The organism is Microcoleus sp. AT3-D2 (assembly GCF_036705715.1).
GTDB lineage: Bacteria > Cyanobacteriota > Cyanobacteriia > Cyanobacteriales > Microcoleaceae > Microcoleus.
Genome location: NZ_JAUBVE010000084.1, coordinates 1 through 13,655, shown reverse-complemented (window position 1 = coordinate 13,655; position 13,655 = coordinate 1). Strand labels below are relative to the sequence as shown.

The 13,655-nt window shown below is 48.5% G+C and carries 9 protein-coding genes; 4 read left to right on the top strand and 5 right to left on the bottom strand.

Going from position 1 to position 13,655, the window contains the following annotated elements:
- The first annotated feature begins 130 nt into the window (after window positions 1-130).
- A complete protein-coding gene (locus QUB44_RS26025) occupies window positions 131-1,834 on the top strand; it encodes an NAD(P)/FAD-dependent oxidoreductase (RefSeq protein ID WP_333372045.1) in 1,704 nt (567 codons plus the stop codon).
- Window positions 1,835-2,496: 662 nt separating this feature from the next.
- Here the strand turns inward: QUB44_RS26025 and QUB44_RS26020 are convergent.
- The 5 genes from QUB44_RS26020 to QUB44_RS26000 all read right to left on the bottom strand — a co-directional run bounded on the left by QUB44_RS26020 (window position 2,497) and on the right by QUB44_RS26000 (window position 8,651).
- The gene (locus QUB44_RS26020; protein ID WP_333372043.1) at window positions 2,497-3,048 is read right to left on the bottom strand and encodes an NYN domain-containing protein; all 552 of its coding nucleotides are present in this window, start codon (window positions 3,046-3,048) and stop codon (window positions 2,497-2,499) included.
- 180 nt (window positions 3,049-3,228) lie between these two features.
- Window positions 3,229-4,089, bottom strand: a complete 861-nt coding sequence (gene murI, locus QUB44_RS26015; RefSeq protein ID WP_333372041.1) for a glutamate racemase — start codon at window positions 4,087-4,089, stop codon at window positions 3,229-3,231.
- A gap of 193 nt (window positions 4,090-4,282) precedes the next feature.
- On the bottom strand, window positions 4,283-6,073 hold the full coding sequence (locus QUB44_RS26010) for an N-acetylmuramoyl-L-alanine amidase (protein WP_333372039.1): 1,791 nt from the start codon (window positions 6,071-6,073) through the stop codon (window positions 4,283-4,285).
- 606 nt (window positions 6,074-6,679) lie between these two features.
- Window positions 6,680-7,009, bottom strand: a complete 330-nt coding sequence (locus tag QUB44_RS26005; RefSeq protein ID WP_333372037.1) for a hypothetical protein — start codon at window positions 7,007-7,009, stop codon at window positions 6,680-6,682.
- Window positions 7,010-7,628: 619 nt separating this feature from the next.
- Entirely contained in the window at window positions 7,629-8,651 is a 1,023-nt protein-coding gene (locus tag QUB44_RS26000; RefSeq protein ID WP_333372035.1) for an alpha/beta fold hydrolase, read from the bottom strand.
- Window positions 8,652-9,067: 416 nt separating this feature from the next.
- Here QUB44_RS26000 and infC point away from each other — a divergent pair, with 416 nt between their 5' ends.
- The 3 genes from infC to QUB44_RS25985 all read left to right on the top strand — a co-directional run bounded on the left by infC (window position 9,068) and on the right by QUB44_RS25985 (window position 13,352).
- Complete coding sequence (infC, locus tag QUB44_RS25995; RefSeq protein WP_006635262.1) at window positions 9,068-9,604, top strand: translation initiation factor IF-3; 537 nt, start codon at window positions 9,068-9,070, stop codon at window positions 9,602-9,604.
- Window positions 9,605-9,711: 107 nt separating this feature from the next.
- Window positions 9,712-12,753 (top strand): HEAT repeat domain-containing protein, encoded by a 3,042-nt coding sequence (locus QUB44_RS25990; RefSeq protein WP_333372033.1) that lies wholly within the window; start codon window positions 9,712-9,714, stop codon window positions 12,751-12,753.
- 122 nt (window positions 12,754-12,875) lie between these two features.
- Window positions 12,876-13,352, top strand: a complete 477-nt coding sequence (locus tag QUB44_RS25985; RefSeq protein ID WP_190660410.1) for a Crp/Fnr family transcriptional regulator — start codon at window positions 12,876-12,878, stop codon at window positions 13,350-13,352.
- Window positions 13,353-13,655 lie beyond the last annotated feature (303 nt).

Here is a 13,655-nt window from a genome sequence, read left to right as displayed (position 1 = left end):
TTGAAAAGGGTGCAACATCTCAGATAAAACCTGTTGTAAATAAGTATTCAGCCTCCGAATGAGCGAGGCTGAACATTCATAGATTTGTCTCGTCAATGCCCAAATTCAGCATCTACTATCCCTATTTGATATGAGCCATTACGACGTTGTTATTGTGGGCGGCGGTCCCGCTGGGAGCACTGCTGGCACTCTGATAAAGAAATATAATCCCAATCTGAGCGTGCTAATCGTAGAGAAAGAAAAATTCCCTCGCGATCACGTTGGGGAAAGCCAATTACCTCAAATTAGCGATGTGCTTCAAGAAATGGGATGCTGGGATAAAGTAGAAGCAGCCGACTTCCCGATTAAAATCGGCGCTACCTATCGCTGGGGGACAGATCCGCATCCTTGGGATTTTAATTTTATCAAGCCTGAACAGTTTAAAGATGAGCAGCGTCCTGCTAAATTTGAGGGACAGAGACGGCAAACTGCTTTCCAAGTTGATCGAGCAAAATATGATGAAATTTTGCTGCGTCACGCGGAAGAAATGGGATGCTTAGTAAGAGAAGAAACGCCCGTTGTTAAAGTAGATACAGAGGGCGATCGCATTACCGCCCTGCACCTGCGGCAAGAACAAATAACTGCCCGCTACTACATCGACGCCTCCGGCCACATCGGGGTGCTGCGACGAGTTTTAGGAATTGAAACACACTGCCCGACGCGGTTGCAAAATATCGCTATCTGGGACTACTGGACAAACGCTGAATGGGCTGATGAAATTGGCGTTGGTGGCACCCGCGTACAGGTAATGAGTTTGAGTCACGGGTGGATTTGGTTTATTCCCTTGGGTCCCACTCGCACCAGTATCGGCTTTATTTGCCCTGCGGAACATTACAAGCAGATGAAACAGCGGCCAGAGGATATATACTCTCAAGCACTCAAAAGCGAACCCCGCATCAGCAAGTTAATCGCTAATGCTACCAGTACCGGAAAGATTGAAACTACAAAAGATTGGTCATTTTTGGCTGATAGAACAGTAGGAGAAAACTGGTTTTTGGTCGGAGAAGCAGCAGGTTTTGCTGATCCTATTTTAGCTGCTGGCATGACTTTAGCTCACACTGGTGCCCGTGAAGTGGCTTACACAATTTTGGAACTAGAGCAGCAGAAGCACGAGGCTAACTGGCTGAAAACTCAATACGATGGGAATCAACGACGCCGAGTGCAACAGCATATTCGCTTCGCCGATTACTGGTACGCTGCTAACGGTCAATTCACTGATTTACAAGAGCATTCTAGGGAAATCGCGCGGGATTCTGGGTTGAATTTAAGCCCGGAAAAAGCTTTTCAGTGGTTGGCTCAAGGCGGATTCACGAATGATATTTTGGGTCAAGCTGTGATTGCTGGATTTGATTTGGGTTCTATGAAACAGGTGATGCAACGTTTCTCGCAGCAGGAGGTTCCGTGGCTACTTTCGGCATACAATGTTTTTCAGTTAGATTTATTGGATGCGGAAGTCGAGTTTGTAGCTGTTTATGATGCTGGTCAAATTAGCAAGATCAAGTGTTATGTGAAGAACGGTCAGCGCTTGCCTATTACAGGTTTATATGGTTTGCTGATTGACATTTTGAGCCGCACTCAGTACATTGAACAAATTTATCGGCAGTTGGTACTGGTGTTTGGAGAGCGTTTTTCTGTGCAACACGCTCGAGTAGCTCTTCATCAAGCCCTTGGTTGTTTGGAGGTGATGGTGAGTTCTGGTATTGTCAAGGCGATATTAAACCCGGAGTTGTCTAAGTTGAATATTTCCATACCTATGGAAGGTGAGTTAATTCACACTCACAGCGATGTGAATTAAGGCTCTACCAGAAAGCTTGACCCCAAACTAAGCTGATACGCATTTAAATTGGGATTTTTGAAGCCTAGACTCCTTGCACCCTGGCTTTCAGGCAAAAAATTTAAATGCTGAACAGCTTATCTCAAATCTTAAAAAACAAAAAGTCTGAAGCTGGAAAATTCCAACTTCAGACTTTTACTAACTCCCCGGGTAGGATTTGAACCTACGACCAATCGGTTACACTTATCCCAACGTTTCCGAAGGGGGCGGACTATTTCATCATCCCTACAAATCATGTTTGTGATCTGTCGTCGGATGTCAGGCGCTATGAGATTTATTGGTTAGGCTCCTCATCTCTAGTCTCTGCACCTTTCCGGCTACTTGCGATCGTAACCGCTGCCTTTCGCCAGACTTGGCTCAAGATTGCCGCCACCCGAAGTGCTGCGGTTTCCTTGAATTCACCCGATTTTTCAGTATCCGTTACCGGATAGAGCTGCTATGTCACTGTAGCTTTTGGTTGATGCCAAAGGCTTGCATTCATTACAGCCGACCGCTCTGCCACTGAGCTACCGAGGATTGGGGGTTTTTGTTACCCACATTTACTAACAATAGCTGAACTTACTCGATTTGGCAAGGCCTTTGAGAAACTTTTTTTTTATCAGACAGCGAGCGGGTTTCAGCAGCTAATGCAGCCCCATTCTCAACTTGGCGAGGCGCTGCTGGGATTCTGGATCGAGGGAACTGGAGAGAAAGCGACTGGAATTTTGTTTGCGGGATTTGTGCCGACGCTCGCTGCGGCGGGCGGTGGATTCTACATCAGCCGCTAGTTGTTCGGCGGACATCCATTCGGCACCGTAGCCGACTACGGTCAATTGCTGCGCTCGGTCTGAGGTGGCGACAATCATGCGACCTTTGCCTTTGACCCGCAAATCGTAGCGCAAACTAGCACAAGATTTTTCAATATAAGTATCTGCTGTCTGACCGAAGTCAGTGTAGTGCACCGATAAATTTTTAGTAATAATTTCTTTAACGCCGGGAGTATCTCGATAGTGGGCGTCAAACACCAGTCGAGCCTCAAAATCTTGAACAGCGCTGTAGTTAACTAAAACCTCAATCAACTCGCGGCGAGCTGTTTCGAGTTCGTCGCGATCGCGCTTCTCTCGGAGTCGAGGCCAAAGTCCAATTATGTTATAGCCGTCTACAAGTAAAACTGCTTGCGATACATAGGTTGACATGGTTCAAGGCTGAATAGCTCCAGCACATATAGGACGTTATTTGCATTGTTAATCAAAGCTTTTCTTCAATATTATTACCTATTGATGTGTAATTGCTAGGTTCGATCGCAATAATTAAACCCCCCAGAGCCAGCTTTACCTGAGTTTTGGGGGGTTAGATTAACGGATAAATTTTCCGGCTTATTCGGCAGATTCCAGTGGGACGGGCGATGGCTTACGCCCCGCTTCGCTACGTACAACTGTCGGCAGGGATATTTTCTCAACAGCAGGAGTACAACCGAGCCACTGCACCGACAATTCCGCAAACTGCTGCGGGGGGCCGCTCACGCAAAAACGGGTCGGTAGCGCAGTACCAGGATTCCGCAGCCCCAAAAGCTCCAATTCTCTGGCTGCAGCAGCCACCACCCGTACCGCAGGATCGATCAATGTCACCCCAGCAGGCAAAAGCGAGCGAACCACAGGAGCCAACAGCGGATAATGAGTGCAGCCGTAGATCAGCGTATCGATGCGCTGCTGAATCAAAGGAGCCAAATATTCCCGAGCCACCTCACAAGTATAAGGGTCGTGAATCCGGTTTTGCTCCACCAGCGGCACAAAAGCCGGACAGCTAACCTGCCACACCAGGCAAGAATCGTCCATCTCCAAAATCGCATTTCGATAAGCATTGCTAGCAGCCGTAGCAGGAGTTGCTATGACCCCGATCCGCTTGCCTTGCTGCACCGCAGCCTGGGCCCCCGGCAGAATTACTCCCAGCACCGGGATATCAAATTCAGCCTGCACCATCTCCATCGCCAAAGCAGAACTGGTGTTGCAGGCCATAATGACCATTTTCACATCCTGTTCCACCAACCAGGCCATAATTTCGCGGACAAACTCCACAATTTCTGACGGCGTGCGAGTGCCGTAAGGCAGCCTCGCCGTATCTCCAAAATAAAGTATCGATTCGTTGGGCAATTGTCGGTACAACTGGGTCAAAACAGTCAAACCGCCCACGCCGCTGTCAAAAATACCGATTCTTTGTTGTCCAGAGTCTGTTGTCATTTGTTAATAGTTAGTTATCTGTTGGCAGTTGCCAGGAAAGCAGTTGTCAGGAAAGCAGTTGTCATTTGTTAATCGTTTGCTGTGGCTAATAACAGATAACCAATAACATTAATCAACAGTCAACAGTCAACAGTCAACAGTCAACAGTCAACAGTCAACTGCCCACTGCCCACTGCCCACTGCCCACTGCCCATTATCTTTGTTGAAGATAAAGTAAAATGCCGCGAGCGATCGAAGCCGCCATTTGACTGCGGTAAGCTGGGTCAGACAGCCTAGCAGCATCCTCAGCACCCGTGACAAAACCCACCTCCAGCAAAACAGAAGGCATAGAAGTCTTCCTCAAAACATAAAATCGCGCCTGCCGCACTCGGCGGTCACTCGCCCCCGTCCCCTCCAAAATACTGGCGTGAATCACCCTCGCCAAATCTTGGCCGTTATTGAAATAATAAGTCTCAATCCCACTGATATCCGGCCGACTCATATTAATCGCATTAGCGTGAATGCTGACAAACAAACTAGCATTCACCCGTTCCGCCAAAGAAACTCGGGGTTCCAGGTCGATTTCCCTGTCGTCAGTCCGAGTCATCACCGCCTGCACCCCTTGCTGTTCCAGCAGCCTCGCCACCTGAAGCGAGATATCCAAAACAATCTCCTTTTCCTGAATGCCCTGAATCCCGACTGCCCCCGGATCGCGACCACCGTGACCAGCATCGATCACTACTACGGCGCGGCGGTTAGAAGCTTGGGGCAACTCATCGGTTCCGAAAGTCCTTCTCGGCAAAGGCTGCAAATTGGGAGTGCGAGTCAAAGGCTGCGCGCTAGCATTCGATCGCAACTGCAAAGACAGCAACTGCGGGTTCGGTCTCGTCACCCTGCCTACCTCTACCCCCGATCGCGGCTGCACCCAAATCACCACAGTCTCCGCATCTTCTTGGCTGGCAGTAAACGATACAGGACTGTTGGCATCGAGCTGAGGAATTTCCCCCGTCAGGACACCAGAGGCGATCCTGATCCAGTAAGCTCTCGACCCCTGGTCCCACCCGCTGGTATAGGAGACTTGGCGGTCAGTTCTCACCACCAGTTGCGTGCCGTTACTGGCTAAATCAATTGACTGAACTCTTGCTAAATTTCCTTGAGCTTGTCTAGCCGGAGGATCTACAGTCAGGCGGCGGGAAACCGAGGGCTGTCTTACTACACTTCCAGGCAATAGCACAACCCCGCCTAAATTGCTCACAGACGCGCGCCACTGAGTATTAGGACTCTTCATTCGCAAAGTCACGCGGGTAACGGGCGGGTCTGTTGGCAGTTGCCGGACTTCAATCTTGTCAACCCCGTGCTGACCGTTCGTTTGAGGCTGTTGGCTGCTTAGGCCTGGAGTTAAACTAGCTCCTTCAATATCGAGGGTGGCGATGTCCCCTGCCCGACTTTGTTGAAAATTAATTTGGGGGCGACCGCCCGCAGTGCGGACTAAAAAACCGTCGGCCGTCACCTGAACGTTCTGAACTACAGTCGCCTCAGCCGACTGGGCTTGGGATGCTGAAGGTTCAACCGATAACCTTTCTCCCCCTGGCTCTGAAATCGGATTTTGAGTTTCTGCCCGCACCGGCGTTGGCAAATCCACTGTCCACTCGCTCGGAGAAATACCCCGGAATTTTACTTGCTGAGGGTCTATAGTAAACCCGTCTCTGATCTCGACCACAATTCTGGTCGTATCGTTGTCAAACTGACCTACCCGCACCGATTCGATCGCCCCTGAGAGCGGTTTGCTGACCGAGGGACGACCCAGACTCGTCCCCGGCAAGTCGATTACCAACCGCATCGGGTTGAAAATCAGTTGAGCCTTGGGTTGTACTCCCCCGTCTGTTGTAATGTAAAGCCGGTTCTCTGAAGCATCAAACCGCCAAGATTGCAGTCTAGCTGCTTCGGCGGCTCCGGCGAGCAAAAATACACTTAAGAAACTCGGTAGTAGCCAGTGGAATTTCACGACAGTTTTTTCCTCGTTTGCGTTACTGCCAAAAGCTGGAAGGGCGCTGCTTGCCCGATCGGCTTTCAGCAGTTAGCCGCCAGCAGACCGGGGGCACGGGGGCCGTCAGTTGTTGGCTAAATTGACTTTTTTATGCGTTAACAGGCTCCAAAATGCCAGATCCCGGCATTTTTGAACTTTCCCGTATACTTGGGGGCGATCGGTTATAAGCAGACTGAAAGATTGTTGGCACAAGAGAAGGTATTTATTTTTAGGAGCAAGAAACAAGGTGTTTCTTGAAGCTAGAAGGTACAAGTTAGAAGGTAGAATTTTACCGTTTTTCCAGGGAGGGGTTTCATAGCTCTTTAATGTTGGCGAAGCTCGTTACGGCAAGGGTTATAATCCGCTTTACACTTGCGTTTTGTTCTAACTTTTCCTAAACTACCTCAATAACTTAACAACTTACCTCGCGAACAATCCGGATTTTCAAGATTTAGGTAACTTTTCTAGGCCGTCAAATGTTAGTCCCAGACAAACTGACATATTCTTTGGGTAAAGCTTTTTTGCTAACAGATTGACAGTTAAATACAACTACATATCGCCCTTGCTCTCTTTTTTTCTGAATTTTTAAATCAGGGATTTTCGGTGCTGCTTGAAACTTAGTGGGGCGATCGTGATCGCGCCCGCCAATTTAACATTATGATAGCTAGTCCATGTTTTCAGCAGTAATCGGAGAGTTTTGTGTGTTACTTCGGCCGACAATGCTTTGTACTTTAGACTCTTTTTGAGTGAACGATCGACACCCAGAGCATTGGTTGGTTGACCTGAGAAAAAGTTTTGACCGTAGATATAGTAGTTATCGCAGTTGTAAAGTTTGTTGGACAGCAAAGACAATCGATCGGCTTCTGGGTAAAACCTGTGATTTGGTTTAATGACTTGCCTTTCGACTAACTGCATAACTTGGATCTGTACTACCAGTTAGAGAAGATACACTATCTTGGTGATTGTGTCAATCTCTGACCTTCTAAAAAAAGGGGCAATCAATAACAGTAGATACATGACATCACAGAAAGACGGAGACTTACTTTCCTGCAGGAGTGGTCCCCAGCCAACAAGTGGTTTAGGTTAGTTCAAGCCTCTAGATAGCGGCTGGGGAGTCAATCGATTTTAGATTTTAGATTTTAGATTTTAGAGGCGACCCCACGGATAAATGCGGGGGCTTGAGGATTTTAGATTTTCGATTTTGGATTGATTCCACGGATAAATCACGTGGCGGGTACCATCAAGAAATTCGTGGTCAATCTGGAACCTCAAATCGACTGACTCTCAAGATAGGGAAGTTTTGTACTATAGCAACCGCCCTGACGGTGAGGACGTTCTTAATTTTTGAAACCTAAGCGGTCGATTGCGCCTTCTTGCAGGACTTCTTTTTACCCGCTCCGCTTCGCCACTATAGCCTTCAACATCTGCTATACCATACCATCGGTGCGATCGAGTTCTAGCAAATTTATTTCTGAGCGGGATCGATACCTGCAAGTTATTTTTTTCCCTTAGTAATCCACGGCCCCATGTCTAATCAACAGTGCTGCAATTCGCTCTCGCCCATAGGTGCAAAATTCCGGCTCATCCAGTTCAAAATTGCTTGATTTACTTGTTGCGGGCATTCATCCTGGGGACAGTGGCCCGCATTGTCTAATTCAACTAGCTCTACATAATTGGGATTGCATTCGACAAATTGGTGGGGTCGGGCGAAGCGAGGGGGAATCATCCGGTCTTGTTTGCCCCAAATTAACAGCATGGGAATCGTTAAATTTCGCATCACAATCTTGACACTGGGGCAAAATTTTGAACTGCCTACAGCTTTAAATAAAGCGCAGAAGGCGCGGGCTGCTCCCCGATCGCCCGCAGGCCCTGCTAGAATTTCCACTAATTCGTCGGTAACAGCTTCGGGGTTGGAGTAGGCAAAGCCAACCCAGCGACGGACAAAAGAAGGCTTGCGGGCAAAATAAAACAAAGGCCTGAGTACGATCGGGGAAACAAACAAACTTTCAACCGCTTCGATCACGGGAAGCAGCCATCCGGGCACCGCCTCGGCTCGCACAGAGGGGTCTGGGAGGCTAATCATCACCGTGCCGGCCACCATATCCGGGTGAGCAGCAGCTACGGCCAGACAAATTAGCGAGCCGATCGAGTTTCCTGCCAAGACTACCGGCTCTCTGATAAAAGTCACCCAAAAATCATAAACTTGATCGACCCACAAAGACACAGAGTAGTCGATCGGAGCTTTTTGGGAAGCGCCAAACCCCAACAAATCCAAAGCGTAAACGGTTTGGTTTTCGGCGAGTTGGGCGAGATTTTGTCGCCAGTGACCGATCGAAGCTCCAAACCCGTGCAGTAAAATAATCGGCGTTCCCGATGCGCGCGGGGCAATTGGTTCCGCCGGAGAATCTTGAGATTCGATCGCGCCTTGATTTCGCGCCAAAATCGGCCGCAAATAAGTGTAGCGAGTTTGCCAACCCCGCCACATCCAGTCTCGTTGAGTTCCCACCCGTTGGTGCCACAGCAGAGAATTTGTCAATTTTGCCTCAGCTCGCAACATAAATTTACACTTGCTTATACCTATTCTACAAGGCAAATCAGGCGACTTGGGGACTTGCCAGACCGGGCGAGATGGGCTAGGAAAAGCGGTTTTACCTCATCCTTAAGCTTTTACCCTGAATTTTTGACGGTTTTGTCATAAATCGGGCAAGCGGGCGGGCGATCGTGTGTGAAGTTAAAATAAAACTAGGCAGAAACTCAGCCAGACTGAGTAGAATAGCAAGTATTGTAAGAATTCATTTACGATCGTCCAAATACTCCCCAAGGCTTTAGCGGAGGGGACACAGGGCGCGGTAGTACGTCCGGTAAGGGTAAAACCTTACAAAACAGTTTGATCGTCAATCGTGAAATATTGACCGGTCAAATCTGTAACTATCAAGAAGCTTCGCTATTAAACTACTGCTTGTAAAACCATTCATGCCTGTGATTGAAAGAAGACAAAATCGCAACCTACCCCAGATCAACGAAAATATTCGATACCCCAAAATCCGGGTGATCGATACCGACGGCGCGCAACTAGGGATATTGACGCCTGCAGAAGCGCTGCGCCTGGCAGAAGAAAAAGAACTCGATCTCGTACTTGTCAGCGACAAAGCTGACCCGCCCGTATGCCGGGTAATGGACTATGGGAAGTACAAATTCGAGCAGGAAAAGAAAGCGCGAGAAGCAAAGCGGAAGCAACACACTGCCGACGTGAAGGAAGTGAAGATGCGCTACAAAATTGAAGAACACGACTACCAAGTGCGCCTCAAACTAGCAGACCGCTTTATCAAATCTGGGGACAAAGTAAAAGCCACGATCATGTTCAGAGGTCGGGAAATCCAACACAGCAACCTAGCAGAGGACTTGCTTAAGCGCATGGCCACAGATTTGCAGGAAATCGCAGAAGTGCAGCAAGCCCCCAAAAAAGAAGGACGCAGTATGATGATGCTGCTGTCGCCGAAGAAAGTATAAATAGATAGTCATCAGCTATCAGTCATCAGTTATAAACTGGTGACTAATAGCTGATGACTTCCGAAGTTAGTCAGGAATAAGCTACCACACAGGGAAATCAACGCTGCATGGAAAATTTTCAAATCAGCGGTTCGGCGGGAGTAAGACAAGGAGTGCTACGATCGCTCAACCTGCGATCGGAAGAAGTAGAGCGAACCGTACTGATGTTCGTCGTCTACACTCTAACCTCCGTCGGGCTGATCTGGCTGGAACTGAGCACAGTAGGTCTTTTTCTAGATGAATTTGGTGCAGACAAAATGCCCTGGATTTACATAGCCAGCGCGTTTATCGGTTCTGGCCTGGGATTTGTCTACTCGTGGCTGCAAAAAATCCTGCCGCTAAGGCGCACCGTAGTGGTTGTTCTGGCCATGATGTCGATACCGCTATTTTTGTTTCGATTCGGCATCGGCTACGAAAATACTAAGATAGCTGGTGTCAGCATCGCTTTTATTACTATTTTTTTGATGTGGCTGTGGGTAGAAGCTTGCTATGTCCTTAACGACCTTAATACTTCTATCACTTCCAACCAACTTTTTAATATTAGAGAAATCAAGCGCACCTATCCGCTAGTCAGTAGCGGCTATCTAGTAGCTGGAGTAGTCAGCGGATTTTCTCTGCCTGTTTTGCTGCGCGTAGTTGGACTCCAAAACGTTACCCTCATATCCGGGTTGATGGTGGCGACAGGCTCGGTTTTACTTTACTACCTCACGGAAAAATACCGCCAAGCATTCCCGGAAACGGCTCACTGGACGGATGACGAAGACGACGACCAAGAAGAATTTACCGCCCGCAAAGTTACAGGCCCCCTCCAAAAATACGCCGTACCTCTAGTCAGTTTCTTCATCCTCGCAGAAGTCGTCTACGTGCTGGTAGATTTCCAATTCTACAGCCAGCTAGAATACCAAAACCCGGGGGACGGAGCGAGCTGGATTGCTAGCTTCCTGGGCATTTACGAAGGCATACAAGGCCTGTTTCAAGTGGCGACTCAGTGGTTCGCATCCAGTCGCTTGGTAGAAAGAATCGGTGTATTCGTGACGGCGGTGATTTTGCCGTCGGGTATCGCGATACTCGGGGTGCTGACCATAGGAGCATCCCTGGGCCAGCTAGTATCTGTGTTCATCGGACTGATATTGCTGAGATTTTTAGACGAACTGCTGCACTACACGCTGTTGGAAACTGTTAGCCCGGTTTTATTCCAACCGATTCCCGACAATATTCGATCGGGAATTCAAACTTTGGTCAACGGTGTGGGCGAACCTTTGTCCTGCGGAGCTACAGGAGTAGGCATCCTGATTATGCTGTGGGTGACAGGCAAGATACTCCCCCAGCAAGACGAAAATGTATTTCACGACCAGCAAAGCTTGATATTTATTGGCGTTATCGTCATATTGGCACTGTTGTGGGTGTTTGTCGTATGGTTGATCCGCTCTCAATACGTGGGTTTGTTGGTCAAAAGTGCAGAACGGGGGCGCTTGGGTGTCACAGACGTTGACCTCAAAGCTCTCAAGCGCGCAGTGGTGGAAACTCTACAGAAGCCGGGGGGCGAAGATGAAAAGCGCTCTTGCATAGAACTCCTGACGCAAATTGACCCCAAAAATGTCGGAGAAGTTCTGGCTCCCCTACTCGATTCGCTGTCCCCAGGTTTGCAGCGCCAGAGCTTGGAAACGATGCTGCAACACCCGAACCCCGCATATTTAGAATCTGTCCGCGCACTCTCGCAGCAATCATTGCCGCCGGAGGTGCTGGCCTTGGCTTTGCGCTACATCTGGCTGACGGAAGCTGAACCGAATATTGAGAGCTTGCGGCCTTACTTGCAGCCGACGGTCGATCCGGTCGTGCGGGGTACGGCGGCTGCTTTAATTATGAGAAGGGGCGATCGCCAGCAAAAGGCAGAGGCTACTAACACGCTGCGCCAAATGCTGACGCACAAACAAGAGCGGGAACGTGTTATGGGGACACGGGCTCTGGGAGAAGCTGATTATTTGCAAGGACTGCGGCTGTACATCCCCAATCTGTTGCAAGATGAATCTCTGCGAGTGCGCTGCGCTCTGTTAGACGTGATTTCGTCTACTCATTCGGAAGAATATTATCCTTCGCTGCTGCGCGGACTCGGTTACAAATCGACTAGGGAAGCTGCTTTGCAGGCTATAGTCAAACTTCACAACGATGCCATCCCTTTGCTCGTTTATTTGGCTGAGGATATCCACAAGTCTGATTTGGTCAGGTTGCAAGCTTGGACGGCTCTGGGTCAAATTGGGACAAATGAGGCGATCGACATTTTGGTGAGTAATTTGATGACGGCTTGGGGAACGACGAGGCGCAATATCCTCCGCATCCTGTTAAAAATGCCTTCGGAAGCGGGGATAGAAGGGGTTCTAGACCGCATCGGCCGCAGCGGCTTGGAAACTCTCATCGAACAGGAGTTAATGTTTATCGGTCAAATTTATGCAGCTCTAGTAGATTTGTCTGGGGTAACAACCTACGGCAATTTCTCGGATCGGGAAGCCAACAGCACCGGGGCACCTGGGAACGATACGGCTCAATTGTTGCAGCGGGCTCTGGCGGGGTTGGAAGCTGATGCTAGGGAGCGGTGTTTTTTGCTGATGAAGTTTCTTTATCCGCTGGACACGGTACAAGCCGCTGCTTTCAACATCGCTTCTGGCCAACCTTCTTTGGTTGCTAGGGGATTGGAAATTCTCGACAATACTGTGGATATAGCTAGGAAGCGATCGCTCATCAATTTGTTAGATCAACACTCGGAAAGAGAAAAATTGAGCAACCTCTCGGAATTGATGGTTTACAAACCTCTAGCACCTAGCGATCGTTTGCGCCGTTTGCTAGAATTGCGCCACTTCCTTTCGGATTGGGCCTTGGCGTGCTGCTTTCACTTGGCGAGGGAAGCGCGCTGGAGTCTTACGGCTCAACAAACTCTCGTGTGTCTTCAGCACCCGACGGGTTTTGTCCGCGAAGCAGTGTTAGCCTATTTGAAAATAGCCTCGCCGCGGGCTTTGGTCGAATTGTTGCCCAGGCTGCAAAATGACCCCGATAATTTGGTATCCGCTCAAGTTGAAGAGATGATGGCAGAGTTGGGTGCTGGGGGAAAAAGGTAATATTAGTCAGTTGTCAGTTGGCAGTTTTTATTGTCAGTCAACACTTAACCGTCAACCGTCAACAGTTTTTATTTTCCTTCTTCTTCCCCTTTTTAAGTTTAAATTAATCATTGCATCTCATTATGTTAACCAGCGTCGAACGCCTATTGTTTGTGAGGGAGGTTCCGATTTTTAAGGAACTGCGGGATGATTTTCTCGTGCGTCTAGCATCGGTAATGGATGAACTTTCGTTTCCTTCCAAGCACAGGATTTTTACGGAAGGACAAGAAGGGCGGTCTCTCTATATTTTGGTATCGGGAACGGTGCGGGTGCATATAGGCGATCGGGATTTGGCACAGTTGAAAGCGGGGGCTTGTTTCGGGGAAATGTCGCTGTTTGATGCGGAACCTCGATCGGCTTCTATTTCTACTCTCGAACAATCCGAGTGTTTGATGCTGACTCAAATGCAGCTTTATGATGCGATTGATGAAACGCCGGGAATTGCGGTGAATATTATTCGCTTGCTTTCGCGCCGGATTCGGGAGTTGAATCAAAAGTTGAATGCTAAAGAAGCCATGATGCCTCCTACAGAGACTGTGAGAGTTCCTGAAATGCGATGAAATTGGGGAATTGGGAATTGTGTTTTTAGTCGATCGGTAATTCTGCACAATTTATATTCTGTAAGCTGCCAATAGCGAGTACGAATACGTACAATCTCTCTGGTAGATTACACAATGCCACGGTAATCGCATCTTAATAGAGCTGGGGGGGGTAACAAGCAGCCTGAAACCGATACTTTGTAAGGATTGAGCCAATCCGCTGCTCAAAAAAGATAGGCAGCATAATTGGGGTGCATCTCACTTTGGCGAATGTGTCAAAAAAGAGTTAAAATGAAAAAGCTAGTAAAATCGTTAAATAAATAT